General features: G+C 64.3%; 23 protein-coding genes. 15 read left to right on the top strand and 8 right to left on the bottom strand.

The features are described from left to right. Window positions 1-86: 86 nt before the first annotated feature. Together E0501_RS17400 and E0501_RS17395 are read left to right on the top strand one after the other, a co-directional pair. Complete coding sequence (locus E0501_RS17400) at window positions 87-425, top strand: P-II family nitrogen regulator (protein WP_137702667.1); 339 nt, start codon at window positions 87-89, stop codon at window positions 423-425. 18 nt (window positions 426-443) lie between these two features. Then, window positions 444-1,772, top strand: a complete 1,329-nt coding sequence (locus tag E0501_RS17395; RefSeq protein ID WP_137702666.1) for an ammonium transporter — start codon at window positions 444-446, stop codon at window positions 1,770-1,772. A 69-nt stretch (window positions 1,773-1,841) separates the two neighbouring features. On the opposite strand, the gene E0501_RS17390 is transcribed toward E0501_RS17395, so the two are convergent. Next, on the bottom strand, window positions 1,842-2,228 hold the full coding sequence (locus E0501_RS17390) for a rhodanese-like domain-containing protein (protein WP_137702665.1): 387 nt from the start codon (window positions 2,226-2,228) through the stop codon (window positions 1,842-1,844). Here E0501_RS17390 and E0501_RS21185 point away from each other — a divergent pair. From E0501_RS21185 to E0501_RS17370, 5 genes are all read left to right on the top strand, one after another. Beyond that, window positions 2,227-2,382 carry a hypothetical protein gene (locus tag E0501_RS21185; protein ID WP_161594651.1) on the top strand — a complete coding sequence of 52 codons (156 nt, stop codon included), beginning with the start codon at window positions 2,227-2,229 and terminating at the stop codon, window positions 2,380-2,382. The genes E0501_RS17390 and E0501_RS21185 overlap by 2 nt on opposite strands. Next, on the top strand, window positions 2,370-4,217 hold the full coding sequence (gene mutL, locus E0501_RS17385; protein WP_137702664.1) for a DNA mismatch repair endonuclease MutL: 1,848 nt from the start codon (window positions 2,370-2,372) through the stop codon (window positions 4,215-4,217). Before E0501_RS21185 ends, mutL begins: the two co-directional genes overlap by 13 nt. Beyond that, window positions 4,214-5,380, top strand: coding sequence for a DNA recombination protein RmuC (locus tag E0501_RS17380; protein WP_137702663.1), 1,167 nt, complete (start codon window positions 4,214-4,216; stop codon window positions 5,378-5,380). The genes mutL and E0501_RS17380 overlap by 4 nt, the downstream gene beginning before the upstream one ends. Window positions 5,381-5,710: 330 nt before the next feature. Beyond that, complete coding sequence (locus tag E0501_RS17375; RefSeq protein ID WP_137702870.1) at window positions 5,711-6,037, top strand: DUF3775 domain-containing protein; 327 nt, start codon at window positions 5,711-5,713, stop codon at window positions 6,035-6,037. Window positions 6,038-6,393: 356 nt separating this feature from the next. Further along, complete coding sequence (locus E0501_RS17370) at window positions 6,394-6,654, top strand: hypothetical protein (RefSeq protein ID WP_137702662.1); 261 nt, start codon at window positions 6,394-6,396, stop codon at window positions 6,652-6,654. A 58-nt stretch (window positions 6,655-6,712) separates the two neighbouring features. On the opposite strand, the gene E0501_RS17365 is transcribed toward E0501_RS17370, so the two are convergent. The 3 genes from E0501_RS17365 to E0501_RS17355 are packed head-to-tail and all read right to left on the bottom strand — an operon-like array spanning window position 6,713 to window position 9,580. After that, window positions 6,713-7,840, bottom strand: a complete 1,128-nt coding sequence (locus tag E0501_RS17365) for a saccharopine dehydrogenase C-terminal domain-containing protein (RefSeq protein WP_137702661.1) — start codon at window positions 7,838-7,840, stop codon at window positions 6,713-6,715. 2 nt (window positions 7,841-7,842) lie between these two features. Further along, complete coding sequence (locus tag E0501_RS17360; protein ID WP_137702660.1) at window positions 7,843-8,898, bottom strand: saccharopine dehydrogenase; 1,056 nt, start codon at window positions 8,896-8,898, stop codon at window positions 7,843-7,845. 22 nt (window positions 8,899-8,920) lie between these two features. Further along, window positions 8,921-9,580, bottom strand: a complete 660-nt coding sequence (locus E0501_RS17355) for a histidine phosphatase family protein (protein ID WP_137702659.1) — start codon at window positions 9,578-9,580, stop codon at window positions 8,921-8,923. A gap of 205 nt (window positions 9,581-9,785) precedes the next feature. Between E0501_RS17355 and E0501_RS17350 the strand changes: the two genes are divergently transcribed. Then, window positions 9,786-10,709 (top strand): HNH endonuclease, encoded by a 924-nt coding sequence (locus tag E0501_RS17350; protein WP_137702658.1) that lies wholly within the window; start codon window positions 9,786-9,788, stop codon window positions 10,707-10,709. Between the two features lie 79 nt (window positions 10,710-10,788). Beyond that, window positions 10,789-11,991 carry a Zn-dependent hydrolase gene (locus E0501_RS17345; RefSeq protein ID WP_137702657.1) on the top strand — a complete coding sequence of 401 codons (1,203 nt, stop codon included), beginning with the start codon at window positions 10,789-10,791 and terminating at the stop codon, window positions 11,989-11,991. 60 nt (window positions 11,992-12,051) lie between these two features. Here the strand turns inward: E0501_RS17345 and E0501_RS17340 are convergent, their stop codons facing one another. From E0501_RS17340 to E0501_RS17325, 4 genes are all read right to left on the bottom strand, one after another. Then, complete coding sequence (locus E0501_RS17340; protein WP_137702656.1) at window positions 12,052-12,450, bottom strand: MAPEG family protein; 399 nt, start codon at window positions 12,448-12,450, stop codon at window positions 12,052-12,054. Window positions 12,451-12,612: 162 nt separating this feature from the next. Beyond that, a complete protein-coding gene (locus tag E0501_RS17335; RefSeq protein WP_137702655.1) occupies window positions 12,613-13,317 on the bottom strand; it encodes a response regulator transcription factor in 705 nt (234 codons plus the stop codon). Window positions 13,318-13,383: 66 nt separating this feature from the next. Next, window positions 13,384-15,306 carry a hybrid sensor histidine kinase/response regulator gene (locus E0501_RS17330; RefSeq protein ID WP_137702654.1) on the bottom strand — a complete coding sequence of 641 codons (1,923 nt, stop codon included), beginning with the start codon at window positions 15,304-15,306 and terminating at the stop codon, window positions 13,384-13,386. A 106-nt stretch (window positions 15,307-15,412) separates the two neighbouring features. Then, the gene (locus E0501_RS17325) at window positions 15,413-15,622 is read right to left on the bottom strand and encodes a hypothetical protein (protein WP_137702653.1); all 210 of its coding nucleotides are present in this window, start codon (window positions 15,620-15,622) and stop codon (window positions 15,413-15,415) included. Between the two features lie 359 nt (window positions 15,623-15,981). On the opposite strand from E0501_RS17325, the gene E0501_RS17320 reads away from it, so the two are divergent. The 6 genes from E0501_RS17320 to E0501_RS17295 all read left to right on the top strand — a co-directional run bounded on the left by E0501_RS17320 (window position 15,982) and on the right by E0501_RS17295 (window position 22,525). Beyond that, window positions 15,982-17,955: an AMP-binding protein gene (locus tag E0501_RS17320; protein ID WP_137702652.1), complete on the top strand. Its 1,974-nt coding sequence runs from the start codon at window positions 15,982-15,984 to the stop codon at window positions 17,953-17,955. Further along, window positions 17,952-18,773 (top strand): ABC transporter ATP-binding protein, encoded by an 822-nt coding sequence (locus E0501_RS17315; protein ID WP_137702651.1) that lies wholly within the window; start codon window positions 17,952-17,954, stop codon window positions 18,771-18,773. The genes E0501_RS17320 and E0501_RS17315 overlap by 4 nt, the downstream gene beginning before the upstream one ends. A 13-nt stretch (window positions 18,774-18,786) precedes the next feature. Continuing rightward, on the top strand, window positions 18,787-19,788 hold the full coding sequence (locus E0501_RS17310) for a branched-chain amino acid ABC transporter permease (RefSeq protein WP_137702650.1): 1,002 nt from the start codon (window positions 18,787-18,789) through the stop codon (window positions 19,786-19,788). Between the two features lie 2 nt (window positions 19,789-19,790). Beyond that, window positions 19,791-20,048, top strand: a complete 258-nt coding sequence (locus E0501_RS17305; protein WP_137702649.1) for a hypothetical protein — start codon at window positions 19,791-19,793, stop codon at window positions 20,046-20,048. Then, window positions 20,048-21,157 (top strand): branched-chain amino acid ABC transporter permease, encoded by a 1,110-nt coding sequence (locus tag E0501_RS17300; protein ID WP_137702648.1) that lies wholly within the window; start codon window positions 20,048-20,050, stop codon window positions 21,155-21,157. Before E0501_RS17305 ends, E0501_RS17300 begins: the two co-directional genes overlap by 1 nt. A 78-nt stretch (window positions 21,158-21,235) precedes the next feature. Then, the gene (locus tag E0501_RS17295; RefSeq protein ID WP_137702647.1) at window positions 21,236-22,525 is read left to right on the top strand and encodes an ABC transporter substrate-binding protein; all 1,290 of its coding nucleotides are present in this window, start codon (window positions 21,236-21,238) and stop codon (window positions 22,523-22,525) included. Window positions 22,526-22,590 lie beyond the last annotated feature (65 nt).

The following is a 22,590-nucleotide window of genomic DNA, read 5'->3' as shown; positions in this document are numbered from 1 at the left end:
CGTTTTCCTTCCGGCCACGGCGTCAGCAGGTTTTTCTGCACGTGCAACATGGCCGGGCAACCGGCGACATCACAAGGGGAATCGAGGTGAAACTCATCATTGCAACGATCAAGCCGTTCAAGCTCGAGGAGGTGCGCGAGGCGCTCACCGAAATCGGCGTGCGCGGCATGATGGTAACCGAGATCAAGGGGTTCGGCTCGCAATCGGGCCATACGGAGATCTATCGCGGCGCCGAGTATGCCGTGAATTTCGTGCCCAAGATCAAGCTGGAAATCGTGGTGAATTCGGCGATGGCCGACCAGGTCATCGAGACCATCACCAAAACCGCCCACACCGGCAAGATCGGTGACGGCAAGATTTTCGCGCTGGATGTGCAGCAGGCTGTCCGCGTGCGCACGGGCGAAACCAACGAAGACGCAATCTGAAGCGTGGGGAAGAAAGACATGAAAACGAATACTCTTACCAAACTTGGCCTTGCGGCGGCGCTGATCGCGCTTCCGGGGCTGGCCGGCGCGCAGGAGGCGGACGTGACGCCCCCGAACGGCGAAATCGGCTATATCTTCACCACGTTCATGTTCCTCGTCACCGGCTTCCTGGTGATGTGGATGGCTGCGGGCTTTACCATGCTCGAAGCGGGGCTGGTGCGGCAGAAGAACGTGACCATGCAGCTCACGAAGAACATTGCGCTCTTCTCGCTTGCGGCGCTCATGTACTACCTGATCGGTTACAACCTGATGTATCCCGGCGATGGCTGGAGCATCGACGGCGTCCTGGGGGCGTTTTCGCCCGCGGCGATGGAGCCCGTGGGCCTGGCCGATACGGAAACTGATCTGACCTATGCAAGCGTGGGTTCGGACTTCTACTTCCAGCTGATGTTCTGCGCCACAACGGCCTCGATCGTGTCGGGCACGCTGGCCGAACGGATCAAGCTTTGGCCGTTCCTGATCTTCGTGATCATCCTGACTGGTCTGATCTATCCGATCCAAGCCTCGTGGAAATGGGGCGGTGGTTTCCTTGATGCAGGTGGTTTCCTTGATTTCGCCGGTTCGACCGTCGTGCACTCGGTGGGTGGCTGGGCGGCCCTGGCTGGTGCGCTGATCCTTGGCCCGCGTCTGGGCAAATACAAGGACGGCCGCGTGCATCCGATGCTGGGTTCGAATCTGCCGCTGGCGACGCTGGGTACGTTCATCCTGTGGCTGGGTTGGTTCGGTTTCAACGGTGGTTCGCAGCTTTACATGGACACCGCCGGTAACGTGGCCGACATCAGCCGCATCTTCGCTAACACCAACACCGCAGCCGCCGGTGGCGCTATTGCCGCGCTGATCCTGACGCAGGTGATCTACAAGAAGGTCGACCTGACGATGGTTCTGAACGGTGCGCTGGCTGGCCTCGTGTCGATCACGGCCGAGCCGCTGACCCCGGGTCTGGGCTTTGCAACGCTGATCGGTGCCGTGGGCGGTGTGATCGTGGTCTTTGCGGTGCCGTTCCTGGACAAGCTGAAGATCGACGACGTCGTCGGCGCTATCCCGGTGCACCTGTTCGCCGGTATCTGGGGCACCATCGCCGTGGTTCTGACCAACCCCGACGCAAGTCTCGTCCAGCAGATCTACTCGATCGTCGTGGTCGGCATCTTCGTCTTCGTGGTCTCGGCCGTGGTGTGGTTCATCCTGAAGGCCATCATGGGTATCCGGGTCTCGGAAGAGGAAGAGATCAACGGTCTCGACCAGGCAGAGCTTGGCATGGAGGCCTATCCCGAATTTGCCAAAGGCTGAGCACCTCCTCCCGCTCAGTTTTGACAAACCGGCCCGGGCGTTCGCGCCCGGGCCTTTTGCTGTTCCGGCTCAGTCGGCCTTGGGCAAAACCTCTTGCGGGGCACCGGTGGCCATGTTGGTGCCGATATAGGGCAGTTTCGCTTTCTTCCAGCCGGCCATGCCGCCTTCGATATGGGCGATCCGGTCGAACCCTGCCTCGATGCAGGCGCGGGCCACTTTTTCCGAGCGCACGCCCGAGCCGCAATGAAACACGATCCGCTTGTCGCTCTGGCCGGGCAGTTTGTCGGCGCGGAAGAAGGACATCGGCAACAGAAGCGCGCCGTCGATATGTTCGAACATGTATTCCTGCGGCGTGCGCACGTCGATCAGGACGATCTCGTTCTTCTTGAGGGCTTCCTGGGCCTCTTCGGGTGTCCAGGTTTCGAACGTGGCGGTGCCGACGGCTTCGGTTTTCATGGCGCGTTTCCTTTCGCTGGGTTGGTCGATCCTGCCGCGCTACCTAGGCCGCGGCGACAAAACTTTCAAGAAACGGAATATTTTTGCCGGCGTGTTGGCGGAACTGGTCGAATCGCGGCGGGGCATGCTAAGTGTTGTGGCATGCCCGAGCTGAGCCCCCAGATAAGCGAAAACCGCCCCGTCATCCGCCAGTTGGATGATTCGGCGATCAACCGGATCGCGGCAGGCGAGGTGGTGGAGCGGCCGGCCAGCGCGGTGAAGGAGCTGGTCGAGAACGCCATTGATGCCGGGGCGACGCGGATCACGGTTGACTATGCCGATGGGGGCAAGACCCTGATCCGGGTCAGCGATGACGGCTGTGGCATGACGGCGGCGGACCTGCCGCTGGCGCTGAGCCGGCATGCGACGTCGAAGATCGACGGGTCGGACCTGCTGGATATTCACACATTCGGGTTTCGTGGCGAGGCGCTGCCGAGCCTGGGCGCGGTCGGGCGGTTGAGCATCACGACGCGGGTGCGCGGCGAGGATGCCGCGCAGGTCGAGGTGTCGGGCGGGTGTATGAGTGCGGTGAAACCGGCGGCCCTGAACGCAGGTACGGTGGTGGAATTGCGCGACATCTTTCACGCGACGCCGGCGCGGCTCAAGTTCATGCGCAGCGACCGGGCCGAGGCGCAGGCTATTGGCGACGTGGTCAAGCGGCTGGCGATGGCCGAGCCCTATGTCGGGTTCACCCTGCGCGACGTGTCCGGCGGGGGCGACGGACGCGTGGTGTTCCGGGCGGACGCGAAAACGGGGGATCTGTTCGATGCGCTGCATGGGCGGCTGGCGCAGGTGCTGGGACGCGACTTCGCCGAGAACGCATTGCGAATCGATGCCGAGCGCGAGGGGCTGCGGCTGTCGGGCTATGCCGCGCTGCCGACCTATTCGCGCGGGTCGAGCGTGGCGCAATACCTGTTCGTCAACACGCGGCCGGTAAAGGACAAGATGCTGTACGGTGCGTTGCGCGCGGCCTATTTCGATTTCCTGAGCCGCGACCGCCACCCGGCCGCGGCGCTGTTCATCGACTGCGACCCGCACCTTGTGGACGTGAATGTGCACCCGGCGAAATCTGAGGTGCGTTTCCGCGAGCCGGGTGTGGCGCGCGGGCTGATCGTCAGCGGGTTGCGCCATGCGCTGGCTGAAGCGGGGCACCGGGCCTCGACCACGGTGGCGGGCGCGACGCTGGGCGCGATGCGGCCCGAGCCGGTGAGCGATCAGGCGCGTATTTACCAGATGGACCGCCCTTCAAGGCCCGCGCTGTCGATGGCCTACCAGGCGCAGGCGCCGCAGATGGAGGCGCCGGGATTTGCCGAGGCGGCCAGTGCACGGGTGGAGCCGGTGATCGACGACGACGCGGCGCCGATGGAGGCTTTGCCGCTGGGCGCGGCGCGGGCGCAGGTACACGAGAACTATGTCATCGCGCAGACCGAAACTGGCATCGTGATCGTCGATCAGCACGCAGCGCATGAGCGGCTGGTTTACGAGAAACTGAAGCGCCAGATGGCGGAAAGCGGTGTCGCGGCGCAGGCGCTGCTGATCCCCGAAATCGTCGAGATGAGCGAGGGGGATTGTGCCCGGCTCATGGAGATTTCCGAGGATTTGCAACGGCTTGGATTGACGATCGAGCCTTTTGGCGGCGGCGCGGTGGCGGTGCGTGAAACACCGGCGATCCTGGGCGAGGTGAACGCCAAGGCGATGCTGGGCGATATCCTGGACGAGCTGGACGACCTGGGCGAAAGCATCGCCGTGCAGGCGAAGATCGAGGCGATCCTAAGCAGGGTCGCCTGCCACGGGTCGATTCGGTCCGGCCGGAGGATGCGCGCCGAGGAAATGAACGCATTGCTGCGCGAAATGGAGGCAACGCCGCATTCGGGCCAGTGCAATCACGGGCGGCCGACCTATGTGGAACTCAAGCTCAAGGACATCGAGAGGCTGTTTGGCCGGACATGATCGAGATTAACGGCCATATCCTAACAGAAGTTGAACTGGCCGCGCTGGCCGGTGGGCTGGTGCTGTTGCTCATGCTGATCCTGCTGATTTTCGCGCTGCGCGCGGCGGGGCGGACGGCGCGGGCGACCGAGCCGCTGGTGCACCAGATGGGCGCGCTGGGCCAGCGGGTGCAATCGCTGTCGGACGGGCAGCAACAGCTGGCCGGCGGGCTGAGCCATGTGAGCGAGGCGCAGGCCAAGGCGCAGGCGCAGATGCTGCAGCTGATGGAAAAGCGGTTGGCCGATGTATCGGGCAAGATGCAGGAGAACCTGCAGGGCAGCGCGCAGCGCACGGCGAAGAGCCTGGGCGAATTGCAGCAGCGGTTGCAGGCGATCGACAAGGCACAGGAGAACATCACCAAGTTGTCGGGCGATGTTCTGAGCCTGCAGGACATCCTGTCGAACAAGCAGACACGCGGCGCCTTTGGCGAGATCCAGCTGCACGATATCGTGTCGAAGGCGCTGCCCAAGGACAGCTATACGCTGCAGGCGACGCTGTCGAACGGGAAGCGGGCGGACCTGCTGATACACCTGCCCAACCCGCCAGGGCCGATCGTGGTGGATTCGAAATTTCCGCTGGAGGCCTATGAGGCGTTGAGGCGCGCCTCGACCCAGGGGGAGCTGAACGAGGCGGCGCGGGGCATGCGCACTGCGGTGCGCGCGCATATCAAAGCGATTTCAGAGCGTTATATCCTGGAAGGCGAAACCGCCGACGGCGCGCTGATGTTCCTGCCGAGCGAAGCGGTCTATGCCGAGCTGCACGCCAATTTCCCCGAACTGGTGCGCGAAGGGTTTGCTGCGCGGGTCTGGATCGTGAGCCCCACGACCTGCATGGCGACGCTGAACACGATGCGGGCGATCCTGAAGGATGCCCGCATGCGAGAACAGGCCGGCGCGATCCGTAAGATGCTGCGGCAGTTGCACCGGGACGTGGAGCTGGTGGTGGAGCGGGTGGACAAGCTCAACACCCATTTCCACCAGGCGCGGGGCGACCTGGAAGGCATCAGCGTGGCCGCCGAGAGGGCGGGCAAACGCGCGGCGAAACTGGACAATTTCGATTTCGAGGAACTGTCCGCCGACGAGCCCGGCGTGGTGCGGCTGACCGGGCCCGAGGCGAAACCTTAACGCCGGCGCGCGGTGCGAAACCGGGGGGTGACATCCGGCTGCAGCCCGGCTGACATGCGTATGACATTCGCGACCGTATGGTGTTAACGCGCGTTAGGTTAATCGAACGTGCGCTGGCAGGACCGCCGCCCCCTCGGCGGACCGCCCACCCACCCGCCCCGGTCCGCCGAGGGGGCGGGCCGCCTTCGGCGAGAGTATTTGTGCCAAGAAAGACCGGCGGGGAGACGCGATGCGGCCGGCCGCGTGTTTGCGCCAGATCAAGGACGGGGGATTGCGCGGCGGGAATGTTTGACCGACAATGGCGGCATGCGCGGACAGGAGGGTGAGCCGATGCTGGATATTTCCGTTTACAAGATCGCCCAGGTGATCCTGATGGCGCGCGAGCTGAATCGCGCCGAGGGTGAATTGCGCGGCTTCATCGACCGGCTGACCGAGGAAGAGCAGGCAAGCCTGGTCGCGGTCATGTGGATCGGGCGCGAAAGTTTCGCGGCCGACGAGCTGGAAGAGGCGAAGGCGACCGCGCTGGCCGAGGCGACGACGCCGACGGCGGATTACCTGATCGGTACGCCGCACCTGTCGGATCACCTGGAAAACGGGCTGGACGAGCTGGGCCTGTCGGCGGTCGACGACGAAGACGACCTGGTGCGTGGCGGCTGAACCCTGAAATCAAATTCACGAAAGCCGCGCGGAGGCCCGGGCCAGGCGCGGTTTCCGCATGCTTGTGCATGCCGCTCCGATCACGTTTCGCATCACGCCGGTAAAACGGCGGCGTGAGCCGTGAGTGATGTTTCAGCTGCGATCATTCTGCAACTATTTAAATATCTGAAAATTAATTAAGAATTGGCTTTTTCGCGGCCCAAGGGCGGGTTTTGCGATGCTGCTCGCGGGTGCGCACGCGGCGGTGAGTGAGCGTGTTTTGAAAGCGTGCGGGGCAAGGCACATCTTGGGTGCAGATCGAACGCAACCCCGGCGTTCGGCAGAACCGAAGACGAAACACATGAAAGGAAAGACCCATGAAAACCGCATTTGCAGCTTTTGGCACCGCACTCGTCCTGGCGACCTCGGCTTCGGCCATGGTGGGCCCCTATGAGCGCGCGATTAACGACAAGGCCGCCATGGGGCAGCTGGGCTCAGGTATGCTGGAAACGGTTGAGGTGCGCACCCAGCCGGCGAGCCCCAACGCGGATTGGCGCGCGAGTGGCGAGAAAACGGTGACGGTGTTTGACGCCGACAACACGACGTCGGCCAACAAGCCGGGCCCCTACAGCCGCTGAACCGGACCCTCGGAAACAGGAAAAAAGACCCGGGGCGCGCGCGCGCCCCGGGGTTTTCTTATGCCTGGTCGACGATTTGCAGGTGCTGGGCGAGGTGGTCGATTTCGCCCAGCCAGCGATCGACCAGTTTGGGATCGGACGGCGCGGCGGTGACGCCGGCATGGATTTCGCGGTTCATCACCGATTCGATCGCGAGCGAGACCGGGATCGACACGAGCCGCGCCATGGCGGTGCCGCGCGCATCGCCCCAGGCATCCATCACGTAGGTCTTGTGCCAGACGGTCTTGCCGTCTTTCGCGGCTTCGAGATCGACGCAGAGCACGACGCGGTCGGGCTCGTCCTCGTCATAGGCGTTTTCGGCGAGCAGCTTGTCGGCGATTTCCTGGAGGCGTTCATCGGTGGCGGTGCCGACCTCGTCGAAGATGTCGGCCCAGGCATCGGCCCAGCCGTTGAGGCGCAGCGTGCCGCGCACGAAATCCTTGATCTTCCAGTCCTCGCCGAAGCCGTATTCCCCGATGAAGGGCAGGCTGTCGCGGTTGGGATAGACCTCGAACGCTTCGGGCGTGGGCAGCGGGGCGTCATAGCGCGAGAGCGCGTCCCAGGGTTTTTCCACGTTGAGCTCGGTGAAGTGGCGGATCGAGCGCGAGGGCGAGCGCAGCGCCTTCAGCACGCCCACGGGCGCCCAGGAAAACTTGTAGCGGAAGGCGTTGGCGTGTTTCGGCACGCCGCCGCAATAGGACGTGAAAGAGATGTCGTTGCCGGGCGCGTAGGCATCCGAGGCGCGGTATTCGGCCACGAGCTTGTGCGCCATCAGGTGGTCGATGCCGGGATCTAGGCCGACCTCGTTCACGAAGCAGAGGCCGGCATCGCGGGCGGCCTGATCGAGCGCGCGCATTTCGGGTGAGATATACGAAGACGAGACGAAATGCGCGCCGTGCGCGAGGCACATTTTCGCGATCGGCACGTGCCAGTCGCCGGGCAGCATGGAGACGACGATATCGCCCTTCTGCGTGGCCTCGGCCAGCGCGTCGAGATCGAAGGCGCGGATATCGGTGGCGATGTCACCCACGGTTTCGCGTGCCTTTTCGACCGTCCGGTTCCAGACGGTGACGGGGTGGCCTGCCTCGATCAGGCGCCGAAGGCCGGGGATGGAGGAGAGGCCGGTGCCGCACCAGTGGATCGTCATGTTCACACCTCTTTCAGATGGGTTTCGAATTCCGCGCGGGCGCGTTGCCAGACGCCGGCGCCAAGGTTGGAGAGTTGCAGGAGCGTTGGCAAGAGCTGGGCTGCATAATCCTCGGAGCTTTCCTTGGGCAGCATCGAGGGCAGGTTGTCGATGGCCATCACGTCGAGCGGAGGGGCGTCATGCGCACGGGTGACCGGTGCGTCCCACGAGGTGGCGGCCGAGTAGACCGGCACTGGGTTGTAATCGCTGTCGGGATCGCAGGCGATGTCGCCGATGGCGGTGAGCCTGCGATCAGCTGTCAGCGCCGATTTCGGCACGAAAACGGGCGTGCCGGGCCGGGCAAGGATGCAGTTGAAGAAGAGATCATGGGCGAGGATTTCGGGGAAGGGGCCGCCGTGGGCGGTTTCGGCCATGTCCCACTTGGTGACGCTGATGCCCATCGCCGCGCAGAGGTCGGCCGCGCCGGTGCCGACCCGGCCCAGGGCGCCGATGACGATGGCATCGGGGCGGGCCTTGCCGGTTGCATCGAGGCGCGCGGCGAGATCGTCGAGCAGGGCGTCCTTGTCGGCATAGGCATGGACCGGGCCGCAGATTCCGCCCTGTTGCTGTGCCGCCCAGGCCATGCAGGTGACGGCGGCGCCGGCGAATCCTGCCCAGTAGCCGAAGGCGGCGACACGGCGGCCGGTATCGTCGGTGAGGTATTCCAGGTCATAGAGCGTGCCGCCGCCCTGCTTGAACCGCTTGAGCAGCGCCTTGCCGGAGAACTGGCCCTTGAAGGCGTGGCCGAACATGATGTGGCGATGCGGCAGCGGGGTGCCGTCCTCGGGCAGTTCCTTGAGGCCGAAGATGATCGCGTCGGCCGGAGCCTGCGGCCAGGAATTCTCGGCCGCGATCTCGACGCCCGCGTCGATATAGCCCTGCATCGGAATGGCGCGGGTGCGGCTTTCTTCGATGGTGACGCGGATGCCGGCATCGAGCAGCGCCCGGGCGCCCTCGGGGGTGAGGCCGACGCGGTCTTCGTTGGGGCGCTGTTCGGCGCGGACCCAGAGATGTGTCATGGGCTTGGTTCCTTCCGGCGGGTCAGAGATGGGTTTGGGCGTACTGGCGCTCGCGGTGCTCAAGGTGGGGGATGGCGTTGAAATGCGCAAGCGTCGGGTAGCCGTGCAGCACGTGCAGACGGTGGACCGAGCTGTTCATGATGGTGAGCGCGATATGCGCCCAGGCCTGCACATCAAGCCCCAGGATGCGGCGCACGATGGTGGCGATGACGCCCCCCGAGGTGACCAGGAGCGCGCGGCCGTGCGAGGCGGCGATTTCGTCGATCAGGGTGTCGATGCGGGCGGTGAAATCGGCATAGCTTTCGGGGGCGTCGGCGATTTCATCGCGCTCCCAGGCGCCGAAGACCTGCGGCAGGTGCGTGACATAGCCTTTGCGGGTGGTGGGCAGGGGCAGGCCGTGCTGCTCCTGCATCAGGCGGGCCATGGTGAAATAGCTGAGTTCATTGAGGCGCGGATCGGTAACGAGGGGGGCATGGGCCTCGGCGCCCATGGAACGGGCGGTTTCGATCTGGCGGCGCAGGGTGCCGGCATAGACGCGGGAGAAACGCTCGCCCGTGGTCTGGAAATGCTCGCCCAGCCAGCGGGCCTGCTGGTGGCCGAGATCTGAGAGCTTGTCATATCCGGTTTCGTCGCGGGCCTGCGAGTTGGCCTGTCCGTGGCGCACGAGGGTGATGTGGGGCATGGGCGTCTTGATCCGTAACTGTCGCGCCCTGCTTTAGGCCAGCTTGGCCCGGGTTGAAAGGGTGGCGCGCCAGGGACGCGGTGTTTCGCGCCGCGGGGCCGGGTGGGGGCCAGCCCCCACACCCCCGGGATATTTGGAGCAAGATGAAGGGTGCAGGTGCGGGGCAACTCTTGATCGTTGCGGCCAATACGCGTTTCATTCCCCAATGGCGAATGCGGTTTTCATCCAGAACCCGGCTTCGATTTACAAGGATATGCCGGGCGTGGCGTATCATTTCCCGAAGCGATACCTGGGCTTTGTCGAGGAATGCGTGGGCGACTGGGTGGTGTTTTACGAAGGCAAGGCCAGTGCGTTGGGCTATGTCGCGGTGCAAAAGCTGTCTTCGGTGACGCCGGACCCCGACCTGGCCGACCATTTCTTTGCCTGGCTGGACCAGGGAACCCTGTGGCAGTTCGAACGGGTCGTCGAGCGCAATGATCCGATGGGGGTGGCCTATGAGCGGTCGCTGCGTGGACAGGGTGGGCGCGCGATATCGGGTGGCGCCAGCGTGTCGGCCGTGCGCAGGTTGAGCTTTGCCGAGTTCACGTCGATCGTGTCCGCGGGGCTGCGGCCGCTGGAGGGCCCTGACGCCCTGCCGCGCGATGCGGGGGCGGACGTGGCCGGGACTGACGGCTTTGCCGAAGAGGCGGCGGGCTTTGCGCATCCGGAGCTTGTCGACCTGCGCGAGCGCGTGCTGATGTCGCGGGCCGTGCGGGACGAGTCATTCGCGCGGCAGGTCAAGGCGGCCTACAAGGGGCGGTGTGCGATTTCCGGGCTGGACCTTCGAAATGGCGGAGGCCGGGCCGAGGTGCAGGCCGCGCATATCCGACCGGTAAGTGCGCAGGGGCCCGATATCGTGATCAACGGGCTGGCCCTGTCGGGCACACTGCACTGGATGTTCGACCGGGGGCTTATCGGTGTCGGACCGCATCACGAGATACTGGTATCGGAAAACAAGGTGTCTTCGGAGGTGCGCCAGAGGCTGATTTCGCCGACGGGCAAACTGCACCTGCCCGAGAACCCGCGGCATCATCCGCACCCAGCCTATTTGAAATACCACCGCGAAAACATCTATGGGCAGGTGGCCTGACCAGGTGACTTTATTTATCATGATAAATTGACCGCCGACGCCCGGCGGCGTATGCGTTGCGCAAAAGGAGGGCCCTGACATGATTCCCGTGAACCCCGAGAGATTCCTGGCCGAGTTGCACGAGTTGCGCCGTTTCGGGGCGAGCGGCATTGGCAAGGGCGTGGTGCGGCCGGCCTATTCGGAGGCGGATATTGCCGCGCGGCAGTGGCTGGCGGGCCGCATGGAGGCGGCGGGGCTGCGACCGCATTTCGATCCCGTCGGCAGCCTCTTTGGGCTGGCCGAGGGGCCATCATTGCTGATGGGATCGCATACGGACAGCCAGCCCGAGGGCGGGTGGCTGGATGGTGCGCTGGGCGTGATGGCGGCGCTGGAGGTGGCGCGGGCCAGCCGAGAGGCGGGCGGGCCGCCGGTCTCGGTGGTGTCGTTCGAGGATGAGGAAGGGCGTTTTGGCGTGACCACGGGCAGCACCGTGTGGTCCGGCAAGCTGAGCCTGGAGGTGGCGGACGAGTTGACCGACCGGGAGGGTGAGACATTCGCCGAGGCGCGGGCGCGCATGGCCCACCTGGCCGGCGATTTCGTGGACCCAAAGCAGTTCACCGGGTTCATCGAGATGCATATCGAGCAGGGCCCGTGGCTGGACCAGGCGGGCGAGGCCGTGGGCGTGGTGGAGAGCATCGTGGGCATCCGCGACATGCGCATCACGCTGGAGGGCCAGCAGAACCACGCGGGCACCACGCCGATGCACCTGCGCCGCGATGCGTTCCAGGGGCTTGCCGAATTCAACAGCTTGATCAACGAGCGGTTCCGCAACGTGGTGACGCCGAGCACCGTCTGGACCATCGGCCACGTCAGCCTGCATCCCGATGCGCATTCGATCGTGCCGGGGCGGGCGGTGTTCAGCATGCAGTGGCGCGACGGCGAGGCCGACCGCCTGGCGCGGATGGAGGAGATCATCCGCGAGACGGCCGCCGAGGTGGCCGATCGGCGCGGGCTGGAGCTGAGCTATGGTCCGATGCTGGGGCTGGAGCCGGTGGCGATGGATGCGCGGCTGCGCGGGGCGCTGGAGGCGGCGGCCGAGGAGGTGGCGCCGGGCAACTGGCGCAGCATGCCGTCGGGCGCGTTGCATGACGCGACCAACGTGGCGGTGCACATGCCGGTGGCGATGCTGTTTGTGCCGTCGATCGACGGGATCAGCCACGCGTTCGAGGAAGACACGGACGAGCGCGACCTTGTGGCGGGTCTGAAGGTTCTGGCCGGTGCGGTCGAGCGGCTGCAAAGCTGACCGCACCGGCAGCGTCCGGCCCGGGGAGCGGTGGGCCGGACCTTGGGAGACCCGGGACGCCTAGATCACGCCCAGGAGCCTGAGCGCGAGCGCCACGGTGGATGCGACCGCCAGCGTGAAGACCAGCGTGCGCAGCACCGGGATGCCGAGGCAGTAGATCACGTAATGGGCGATCATGGCGTAGAACCATGTCATCGCCAGCAGGCCCGGATAGGTATCGTCGGGCGCAAGGAGCATGGCCATGACCGCGAGCGGGGCGAAGGCCGTGAAAGCCTCGACCGCGACCTTGTGGGCGCGCATCGCGCGCTGGGCCCAGCCGCTTTGAGGCGTTGCGTTGGGATCGTAATTGGCCATCGCGCCGAAGAGGCCGCGCACCATGATCCGATCGAGAATGTAGGGAAGCCACGCCACCGCCAGCCATAGCGCGGCGAGGATGGTATAGGTTTCGAGTTGGGTCACGCGTCGGTCCCTCCCTGTGCCAGGTAGCGGTTCTGACGCCGCGCCCGCGGAAAGGTTGGGCCTTTCTCGTTGACCGGAAGAATACCTCAAATTTTACGAATCCGCTACATTTATGTGCAAAGCGGGGTGTGGCGCCTAGATATAGATTGTCCGACGCCCGGGTCAGCCCCAGCTGACATCGCCTAGGAAGATGTAGCCGGCGCCGTATATGGTTTTGATCAGGCGGGGGTTTTTCGGGTCTTCGCGCAGCTTGGTACGCAGGCGCGAAATGCGCACGTCCATTGCGCGGTCGAAGCTTTCTCCGGCAGCCCCGCCGAGGCTTTCCTGCATCATCGCGCGGGAGATCAGCCGCTTGGGCCGTTCGAGAAAGAGGCGCAGCACCTCGCCCTCGGCATGGGAGAAGGGGGTTTCGGCGCCGTCGCTGTCGGTGAGGATGTAGCGATCGAAATACGCGGTCCAGCCGTTGAAGCGGGCGGTATCGCCGGTTTGCGCGGTGGGGCCCGGTTTGCGCAGGCGGGCGCGGATGCGGGCGACGACCTCGGCCGGGTCGAAGGGTTTGATGATATAGTCATCGGCCCCCAGTTCGAGTCCGGTGACGCGGTCCTGCACCTGGGCGCGGCCGGAGATGATGATGACGATGGCGCCCTGTTCGAGCGCCAGGCGATGCACGAGTGACAGGCCATCGCGGTCGGGCAGCGACAGGTCGACGAGGCAGACATCGGGCGTGGTGGTCTTCAGCGCGGCCTCGAACTCGGTCGCGCGGGCAAAGCCCATGGTGCGGAAGCCCGCCTCTTCGAGCGCGTCCGACAGCATGGTGCGGATCGCGGGTTCGTCGTCGAGGATGGTGACGAGGGGGGCGTCTGTCATGGTCTGGTGTCCTCGCGCAGGCCGGGCAAGCGAGGGGCGCTGCCCCTCGCGCTCCCCGGGATATTTTCAGCAAGATGAAGTGGCAAGGGCCTGGTTGGAAAGAAAGCCGGTCAGAGCCTGGTCGGAGAAGGGCTTGGCCAGAACCGGCGCGCGGGAGAGCGCGGCCTGGTGCAGCGGGTGGGAGGCGGGCAGGGATGTCATCAGGAAGCAGGGCGGGTGCGGGTCGGGCAGGCGGTCGATGAGATCGACGCCCGTGGCGTCGCCTTCGAGCGAGATGTCGCTGAGGATGAGCGAAATGTCGGGGATCTGGGCGGCGAGCGCGAGGGCTTCGTCGACCGAGGCGGCCTCGATCACGGTGTGGCCGGCGCCGGTGAGCATGTCGCGCACCGAGGCGCGCAGGTCGGGGCTGTCCTCGACCAGGAGCACGAGGCCGGGCGCCATCGCGGCGGGGGCCGGCCGGAGCGGCAGGCGCAGGGCGACCTGTCCACCGGTGTCGCAGTTCGACAGCGTTGCCCGGCCGCCGGCGAGTTTCGTCATGTCGTAGACCATGGCGAGGCCGAGGCCCGAGCCTTCGCCGCCCTTGGTGGTGAAGAAGGGCTCGAACCCGTGGGCAAGGGCATCGGCGCTGAACCCGGGGCCGGTATCGCACACCGAGAATTCGGCCCAGGTGTTCTGGACCGTGCGGGCGGTAAGGGTAATGCGCCCGCCGGCCGCGCCGCAGGCATCTCGGGCGTTGAGCACGAGGTTCAGAAGGCTGTCCTGCAGCATGCCGGCATCGAGCATGATCGCCTCATGGGCGATGAGGTTGTTGATTTCGAGCGTGATGCCGGCCGGCAGGGTGGAGCCGGCGAGCGTTTCGAAGTCGCGCAGGAAGGCGGGCAGGTCGGTGGGGCGGGGGTTCACTTCGCGCGCGCCGGTGACATCGGCGATGCGATTGAGAAGAGAGCCGCCACGGCGCGCGGCCGATAGCGTGGCGGCGATCAGCTCGTCGGCGACATCGGGCAGATCCATGCGCTGCAGCCGCGACTGCATGCCGAGGATGATTGTCAGGAGGTTGGAGAAATCATGCGCCAGCCCCGAGGTGAGTTGCGCCGCCATTTCGCGGCGGCGGGTCTGCTGGAGCGCGGCGCGGGTCTGGGTTTCCTCGGTGATGTCCATTGACAGGATGTAGACGCCGCCAGTGCTTTCGTCCGGGGTGAGCGCCACGCGGATGCGGCGAGAGGACGGGTCATGGTTGAATTCGAATACCGCGGGCTGACCGGCGAAGGCGCGGTCGAGCTGGGGGCCGATGACCGACCAGGGCTGCGGGCCGAGCACATCGGCGGCGTGTTTGCCGATGATGTCGGTCTGGCTGCCGGGCATCACAGAGGTCAGCCGCCTGTTGGAATAGGTATAGCGCCGGTCGGAGCCGACATGAGCGATATGCGCGGGCATCATCTCGGCGGTCAGTCGGGTGCGCGCCTCGGCCTCGGTGATCTGGCGCTTGGCCTCTTCGAGCGCGGTGACGGTGGCGGCGAGTTCGCGGTTGGCGGCGGAGAGTTCCTCGGCATGGGAAAGGAGCTGATCAGACAGCTCTTCGGAGCGGGCGCGCAGGAGCTGCTCGGCGCGTTTGGGGGCGGTGATGTCGGTATAGACCGCGACCCAGCCGCCTTCGGGCAGGGGGGAGCCTTCGACCGAGATCCAGCGGCCATTGGCGCGCGGGCGTTCCATGTAATGCGGCTCGAAGGCGCGGGCCTGTTCGACCCGGGTGGCGACGAAGCGGTCGATATCGTCGATCGGCCCGTATTCGCCACGGGTGGCGAGATAGCGGATGGTTTCCGAGAAGGAGGCGCCGGGCGTGGTGAGCTGCGCGGGCAGTTCGAACATGTCGCGGAACTGCGCATTCGACACGACAAGGCGCAACTCGCGGTCATAGATCGAGAGCGCCTGCTGAATGAGGTTCAGCCCGGCCATGGTCATGGCGTGGGTGTCGGTACTGCGCTCCTGCATGGGGCCTCCTGGGCAGGGAGGTAGCGCAAAGGGGCCATTGTGGGAAGGGCCCGCGTGATGCGCGAAGGCGCGTCACCCGGTCATGCGGTCGGCATGTGGCGCGCGGTTAGTGGCACCGATCGGGATAGGTTTTGCAATACGCGACATTGCCCGCGGCCCCGACGAGTGCGCCGGCAGCGACGCCGCCGCTGAGCACGACCGCCGCGCCAACCCCGGCCCCCGCGCCGAGCACCGATTGTTCGGGCAGGTTCTGCCCGCATGCGGCCAGGGCGAACAAGGTGAGAGTCGCGATGGTCCTGGTGAGTCTGCCTTTCATGGTCGCCTGCCCTTTCCTGAATGTTGCGGAAAATCTGCCTGGAACCTTGAGTATCAGCGCCGGGCGGGAAATCAAGCCGGCACGGACCGGTTCCTTCGGTGTATTGACGCATGAAAGGGATGAACCAGAGCGCCTGCCGGCCGGTATGGCGTGGAGACGAATGCCCCTCCCGGGGGTATGCCGGAATGGGGGCTTCGGTGGGGTTTCCGGCGCCTGGCCGCTGTTACAATTCGTTAGATTCCGGAAATCTTGGAGAAAAAGTTGACGGCGAGCGTCAGACGCGCACCCTAGAGGCCCGGGAGAATCACCCGTGGTAATGGGGACCACCCGCGGGGGAGCGGGGAGAGGGAGGACACGAATTGGCACAACCGTCTGAGACGGCCGGTGGGCTTGAGTCCATTCCGGCGCTTTTGCTGCGGAACGCGAAGCAGTTCGGCGACAAGGCCGCCTATCGCGAGAAGGAATTCGGCATCTGGCAGAGCTGGACCTGGGCCGAGACCGAGAAAGAGATCGAGGCGCTGGCGCTGGGGCTGATCAACCTGGGCGTCAACGAAGGTGATTTCATCGCCATCATCGGCCGCAACCGGCCGCATTTCTACTGGTCGATGGTCGCCGCGCAGAGCGTGGGCGCGATCCCGGTGCCCCTCTACCAGGACAGTGCGGCCGAAGAGATGGCCTATGTGCTGGAGCATTGCGGCGCGCGTTTCGCCATCGTCGAGGACCAGGAGCAGGTCGACAAGGTGATCGAGATCCAGGAGCGCCTGCACCAGTTCGAGCACATGATCTACATCGATCCGCGCGGCCTGCGGAAATACGACCACCATGCGCTGCATGAATTCAGCCATGTGCAGGATCAGGGCCGGGCGGCCCGCGACGAGTGGATCGAGGACCTGAAAGCGCGCCGCGCGAAGCTGACCTATGAGAGCCAGTGCGTGATGCTCTACACCTCCGGCACCACCGGCAAGCCCAAGGGCGTGGTGCTGTCGAACCGCAACATCATCGTTTCGGCCAAGAACTCGGCCGAGTTCGACCACCTGGGGCCGGGCGACGAGGTGCTGGCCTATCTGCCGATGGCCTGGGTGGGCGATTTCATCTTCTCGATCGGGCAGGCCTACTGGACGGGGTTCTGCGTGAACTGCCCCGAGTCCGCGGACACGATGATGACCGACCTGCGCGAGATCGGGCCGACCTATTACTTTGCCCCGCCGCGCGTGTTCGAGACCCAGCTGACCAACGTGATGATCCGGATGGAAGATGCCGGCAAGTTCAAGAAGCGGATGTTCGACCGCGCCATGGCGCATGCCAAGAAGGTGGGCCCGAATATCCTGGACGGCAAGCCGGTGGGTTTCATGGACCGGCTGAAGTACAAGTTCTACGACCTGATGATCTATGGCCCGCTGAAGAATACGCTGGGCCTGAGCCGGGTGCGCGTGGGCTATACCGCCGGCGAGGCGATCGGGCCGGAGATTTTCGATTTTTACCGGTCGCTGGGCATCAACCTGAAGCAGCTTTACGGCCAGACCGAGGCGTCGGTGTTCATCACCGTGCAGCCCGATGGCGAGGTGCGCGCGGATACCGTGGGCGTGCCGGCCCCGGAGGTCGAGATCAGGATCAACGACGAAGGCCGCATCTATTATCGCAGCCCGGGCACGTTCGTGGAGTATTACAAGAACCCCGAAAGCACCGCCGACACGAAGGATGCCGAAGGCTGGGTCGATACCGGCGATGCGGGTTTCTTCGAGGAAGGCACGGGCCACCTGCGGATCATCGACCGGGCCAAGGACGTGGGCAAGATGGCCGATGGCAGCATGTTCGCGCCCAAATATGTCGAGAACAAGCTGAAGTTCTATCCCGATATCCTGGAAGCCGTGCTGTTTGGCGCGGGCAAGGAATATTGCGTGGCCTTCATCAACATCGACCTGACGGCGGTGGGCAACTGGGCCGAGCGCAACAATATCGGCTATGCCTCCTACCAGGAGCTGGCCGGGCATCCGAAGGTTCTGGACAACATCCAGTCCCATGTCGAGGCTGTGAACCGCTCGGTGGCGGACGATCCGATGCTGTCAGGCTGCCAGATCCACCGCTTCGTGATCCTGCACAAGGAGCTGGATGCCGATGATGGCGAGATGACGCGGACCCGCAAGGTGCGCCGTGCCTTCGTGGCCGACAAGTTCAACGACATTGTCGAGGCGCTTTACAACGGGTCCGATAAGGTGAGCACCGAGACGGAAGTGACATATGAAGACGGGCGCAAGGGCGCGATCAAGGCGACGCTGGAGATCCGCGACGCCAAGGTGGTTCCTGTAACGACGCACAAGGTGGCAGCAGAATGAGCGTGAACGACAACGAACCCTATGTCACCGCCGACGGCCGAAAAATCGGCGGCGTGCTGATGGAGATGAAGAACATCACGCTGCGCTTTGGCGGTGTGAAGGCGATCACCGATATCAGCTTCGACATCCGCGAGGGCGAAATTCGCGCGATCATCGGGCCGAACGGCGCCGGCAAATCCAGTATGCTGAACGTGATCTCGGGCTTCTACATCCCGCAGGAGGGCGAGGTCTGGTACAAGGGCGCGCCGCGGCCGCAGATGAAACCCTACGAGGTGGCGCAGCAGGGCATTGCCCGGACGTTCCAGAACATCGCGCTGTTCGAGGGCATGACGGTGCTGGACAACGTGATGACCGGCCGCCTGAACCACATGAAGACCGGCCTGCTGGCCCAGGCGATCTGGAAAGGTAAGGCGCAGGCGGAAGAGGTGGAAAACCGCGAGGTCGCAGAAAAGATCATCGACTTCCTGGAGATCCAGCACATCCGCAAGACGCCGGTGGCGCGCCTGCCCTATGGTCTGAAAAAGCGGGTCGAGCTGGCCCGCGCGCTGGCCGCGCAGCCGAGCCTTCTGCTGCTTGACGAGCCGATGGCCGGCATGAACGTGGAGGAGAAGGAGGACATGAGCCGCTTCATCCTCGATGTGAACGACGAATTCGGCACGACCATCGCCTTGATCGAGCACGACATGGGCGTGGTGATGGACCTGAGCGACCGTGTTGTGGTGATGGACTATGGCAAGAAGATCGGTGACGGCACCCCTGACGAGGTGCGCAACAACCAGAATGTGATCGACGCCTATCTTGGCGTGGCGCACGACTGAGGGGGGAAAAGGCATGTCAGCAGCATTTCTCAATACGCTGGAAGTGATGGCCAACGGCCTGATGGCCGGGGTGCTTTATGCCCTTGTCGCGCTGGGCTTCGTGTTGATCTACAAAGCGTCGGGCATCTTCAACTATGCGCAGGGCGTCATGGCGCTTTTCGCGGCGATGACGCTGGTGGGCGCGATGGAGGGGCGGGTGCCGTTTTCGCACCTGATCAACGCCGTCTTCGGCACCGAGGTGCACCATTTCGGATGGCACCTGCCGGCGCTTCTGGGCATCGCTCTGACCATCGCGGTGATGGTGTTCTTCGCCTGGGTGGTGCAGCGGGTGATCTTCAAGCACCTTGTCGGTCAGGAGCCGATCATCCTGTTCATGGCCACCATTGGCCTGGCCTATTTCATGGAAGGCTTCGGCGAGACCATGTGGGGCTCGGACATCAAGACGCTGGATGTGGGCCTGCCGCAGGGCGGATCGTTTGCCATCGAGGATTTCACCGCGACATGGGCCGCCGAGGGCGAGCGCTATTACGGGATGTATATCGACAACCTCGACATGGTGGCGACGGTTGTCGCCATCCTGCTGGTGAGCGCGCTGGTGCTGTTTTCACAATACACCAAGCAGGGCCGCGCGATGCGCGCTGTGGCCGACGATCACCAGGCCGCGTTGTCGGTTGGCATCAACCTGAACTTCATCTGGGTTCTGGTGTGGTCGCTCGCGGGGTTCGTGGCGCTGGTTGCGGGCATCATGTGGGGCTCGAAATCGGGTGTGCAGTTCTCGCTGTCGCTGATTGCGCTGAAGGCGCTGCCGGTGCTGATGCTGGGCGGGTTCACCTCGATCCCCGGCGCGATCGTGGGCGGGCTGATCATCGGCGTGGGCGAGAAGCTCTTTGAATTCGCCATTGGCCCCTATGTGGGCGGCGCGACAGAGAACTGGTTCGCCTATGTTCTGGCGCTGATCTTCCTTGTCTTCCGGCCGCAGGGCCTGTTCGGCGAGAAGATCATCGAGAGGGTGTAGGCATGACCAAACTGCTTGCCATCCTCAACGTGATCGCCTGGGCCGGGTTCTGGGCCTTCGGCTATATCGCGCTGACAACGCATTCGCACAACACCAAGGACATGATGACCGCCGCCATTCTTGCCGCGCTTGGCGGGGCGGTGGGCATGTGGGCCTATCTGCGCCTGGTGCGCTACAGCGAAGCGACGGGATATGCCAAGCCGGCAAACCGCGTGGAAAAAACACATCTTGAAGAAGACGAAAACGGGGAGAGCGCCTGATGCTGTATCGTGAGGCCGGGGATTTCAAGACATCCTACACCGATGACGGGCAGACCTTCCCGATCAAGTTCGACCGGATCGGTTACTACGTCGCGCTGATCGTGGCGTTCGCGATCGTGCCCTTCGTGATCAACGACTACTGGGTGAACGCGATCTTCCTGCCGTTCCTGATCTATGCCATTGCGGCGATCGGGCTGAACGTGCTGGTGGGCTATTGCGGCCAGGTTTCGCTGGGCACCGGGGGGTTCATGGCGGTGGGCGCCTATGCCTGCTACAAGTTCATGACCGGGATCGATATCTGGATCGGGGGCGTTCAGTATGCCCTGCCGCCGATCAACATCTTCTTCTCGGTCATCCTGGCGGGGTTCGTGACGGCGATTGTCGGCGTTCTGTTTGGGCTGCCGTCGCTGCGCATCAAGGGCTTCTACCTGGCCGTGGCGACGCTGGCGGCGCAGTTCTTCCTGGTGTGGCTCTTCAACAAGTGGTCCTGGACCTACAACTACTCGGCTTCGGGCCAGATCAGCGCACCGGAGCGCGGTATGTTCGGCGTGCCCGTCACCGGGCCCAATACCGAGGCCTGGGCGACCTACCTGTTCTGCCTGGTGTTCGTCGTGGTTCTGGCGCTGATTGCGCGGAACCTGACGCGCGGCAGCGTTGGGCGCAAATGGATGGCGATCCGCGACATGGACATCGCCGCCGAGATCATCGGGGTGGATCCGCTGAAGGCCAAGCTGAGCGCGTTTGCCGTCAGCTCGTTCTATGTGGGTATCGCGGGCGCACTTTTCTTCAGCGTTTACCTGGGTGCCGTGGAAGTCGGGGAAGCCTTTGGCATCCAGAAATCGTTCCTCGTGCTCTTCATGGTGATCATTGGCGGCCTGGGCTCGATCTTCGGATCGTTCGCGGGCGCGGCCTTCCTGGTCCTTCTGCCGGTGCTTCTGAAAAACGTGCTGGTCAGCGGCCTGGGCTGGCCTACCGACCTGGCCGCGCACCTGGAATTCATGATTGTCGGCGCTCTGATTGTCACCTTCCTGATCCTCGAGCCGCACGGGCTGGCCCAGCTGTGGCGCGTGATCAAGGAGAAACTTCGTCTTTGGCCCTTCCCGCACTGAGGCGGGCGGGCCACAGCCCAATTCGGGGGGGAGAAACCCCGGACAACATCGGAATCAACCAATGGGAGGAGAAACCCGATGAAAATGAAACTGGCCACACTGGCCCTGGGCGCGGTCATGGCCGCGGGCCCGGCGCTGGCAGACCTGACCTTTTCTTCGCTGAGCTATCGCACCGGGCCCTATGCCGCGAACGGCATTCCCTTTGCGGACGGCTATGCCGACTATTTCACGCTGCTGAACGAGCGTGACGGCGGCATCGGCGGCGAGAAGGTGAACCTGGTCGAATGCGAAACCGGCTACAACACCGAGAAGGGTGTTGAATGCTACGAGTCCACGAAAGGCACCGGCGCGCTGGTTTATCAGCCGCTGTCGACCGGCATCACCTACCAGCTGATCCCGAAAGCCACCGCGGACGGCATCCCCGTCCACTCGATGGGTTATGGCCGGACCTCGGCCAAGAACGGCTCGGTGTTCCGCAACATCTTCAACTATCCCGCCAACTACTGGGATGGTGCGTCGATTGCCATCAAGCACCTGCTGGATCTGAACGGCGGTGATATCTCGGGCAAGAGAGTCGCGCTGGTCTATCACAACTCGGCCTACGGCAAGGAGCCCATTCGCACGCTGGAAGAGCTGGCGAAGAAGCACGGTTATGAACTGAGCCTGCTGCCGGTCGACCACCCCGGCCAGGAGCAGAAATCGCAGTGGCTGCAAATCCGCCGCGAGCGTCCTGACTATGTCCTGATGTGGGGCTGGGGCGTGATGAACCAGGTCGCGATCCAGGAAGCCGTGAACATCCGTTACCCAATGGAGAACTTCATCGGCATCTGGTGGTCGGGCTCGGAGAACGACGTGAAGCCGGCGGGTGAAGGCGCGCATGGCTATAAGGCGCTGACCTTCCACAACGTGGGTTCGGATTACCCGATCTTCGACGACATCAAGACGCATGTCGTGGACAAGGGCCTGGCCGCTGGCGCGGGTGACCAGATCGGCACCGTGCTCTACAACCGTGGTCTTTACGCCGCGATGCTGGCGGCCGAAGCCGCCAAGACGGCACAAGAGCTCCACGGCACCGCGACCATCACGCCGGCGCAGATGCGCGACGGTATGGAAGCGCTGTCGATCACCGAAGAAAAGATGGCAGCCCTGGGCATGCCGAACTTCGGTCCGAGCTTCACCGTGACCTGCACCAACCACGGTGGTGACGGCTATGGCGCCGTGGCCCAGTGGGACGCAAAAGCCGGTTCCTGGAGCCTGATCACCGACTACATGCAGTCGGACCAGGACGTTCTGGGCCCGCTGATCAAAGAGGACTCGGAAGCATACGCGGCCGAGAACAAGATCGAAGAGCAGAAGTTCTGCCCGTAAGGCAGTTCAAGGCCCGGCCCGCCAAAACCGGCGGGCCGGGCACCCAAACCAAGTTTCAAGCGAGA

The sequence above is a fragment of the Marimonas lutisalis genome (genome assembly GCF_005434965.1).
Taxonomy (GTDB): domain Bacteria; phylum Pseudomonadota; class Alphaproteobacteria; order Rhodobacterales; family Rhodobacteraceae; genus Marimonas_A; species Marimonas_A lutisalis.
Note: the sequence above shows the minus strand (reverse complement) of the source record. Positions and strands in the feature narration are given on the sequence as shown.

What these genes read in the sequence shown, in the direction of transcription:
- mutL (WP_137702664.1), top strand. Translation starts at nt 2,370, where the DNA reads ATGCCCGAGCTGAGCCCCCAGATAAGCGAAAACCGCCCCGTCATCCGC.
- E0501_RS17370 (WP_137702662.1), top strand. Translation starts at nt 6,394, where the DNA reads ATGAAAACCGCATTTGCAGCTTTTGGCACCGCACTCGTCCTGGCGACC.
- E0501_RS17325 (WP_137702653.1), bottom strand. Translation starts at nt 15,622, where the DNA reads ATGAAAGGCAGACTCACCAGGACCATCGCGACTCTCACCTTGTTCGCC.
- E0501_RS17350 (WP_137702658.1), top strand. Translation starts at nt 9,786, where the DNA reads ATGGCGAATGCGGTTTTCATCCAGAACCCGGCTTCGATTTACAAGGAT.
- E0501_RS17360 (WP_137702660.1), bottom strand. Translation starts at nt 8,898, where the DNA reads ATGACACATCTCTGGGTCCGCGCCGAACAGCGCCCCAACGAAGACCGC.
- E0501_RS17310 (WP_137702650.1), top strand. Translation starts at nt 18,787, where the DNA reads ATGTCAGCAGCATTTCTCAATACGCTGGAAGTGATGGCCAACGGCCTG.
- E0501_RS17335 (WP_137702655.1), bottom strand. Translation starts at nt 13,317, where the DNA reads ATGACAGACGCCCCCCTCGTCACCATCCTCGACGACGAACCCGCGATC.
- E0501_RS17305 (WP_137702649.1), top strand. Translation starts at nt 19,791, where the DNA reads ATGACCAAACTGCTTGCCATCCTCAACGTGATCGCCTGGGCCGGGTTC.
- E0501_RS21185 (WP_161594651.1), top strand. Translation starts at nt 2,227, where the DNA reads ATGGCGCGTTTCCTTTCGCTGGGTTGGTCGATCCTGCCGCGCTACCTA.
- E0501_RS17295 (WP_137702647.1), top strand. Translation starts at nt 21,236, where the DNA reads ATGAAAATGAAACTGGCCACACTGGCCCTGGGCGCGGTCATGGCCGCG.
- E0501_RS17375 (WP_137702870.1), top strand. Translation starts at nt 5,711, where the DNA reads ATGCTGGATATTTCCGTTTACAAGATCGCCCAGGTGATCCTGATGGCG.
- E0501_RS17390 (WP_137702665.1), bottom strand. Translation starts at nt 2,228, where the DNA reads ATGAAAACCGAAGCCGTCGGCACCGCCACGTTCGAAACCTGGACACCC.
- E0501_RS17330 (WP_137702654.1), bottom strand. Translation starts at nt 15,306, where the DNA reads ATGCAGGAGCGCAGTACCGACACCCACGCCATGACCATGGCCGGGCTG.
- E0501_RS17300 (WP_137702648.1), top strand. Translation starts at nt 20,048, where the DNA reads ATGCTGTATCGTGAGGCCGGGGATTTCAAGACATCCTACACCGATGAC.
- E0501_RS17355 (WP_137702659.1), bottom strand. Translation starts at nt 9,580, where the DNA reads ATGCCCCACATCACCCTCGTGCGCCACGGACAGGCCAACTCGCAGGCC.
- E0501_RS17315 (WP_137702651.1), top strand. Translation starts at nt 17,952, where the DNA reads ATGAGCGTGAACGACAACGAACCCTATGTCACCGCCGACGGCCGAAAA.
- E0501_RS17345 (WP_137702657.1), top strand. Translation starts at nt 10,789, where the DNA reads ATGATTCCCGTGAACCCCGAGAGATTCCTGGCCGAGTTGCACGAGTTG.
- E0501_RS17380 (WP_137702663.1), top strand. Translation starts at nt 4,214, where the DNA reads ATGATCGAGATTAACGGCCATATCCTAACAGAAGTTGAACTGGCCGCG.
- E0501_RS17395 (WP_137702666.1), top strand. Translation starts at nt 444, where the DNA reads ATGAAAACGAATACTCTTACCAAACTTGGCCTTGCGGCGGCGCTGATC.
- E0501_RS17365 (WP_137702661.1), bottom strand. Translation starts at nt 7,840, where the DNA reads ATGACGATCCACTGGTGCGGCACCGGCCTCTCCTCCATCCCCGGCCTT.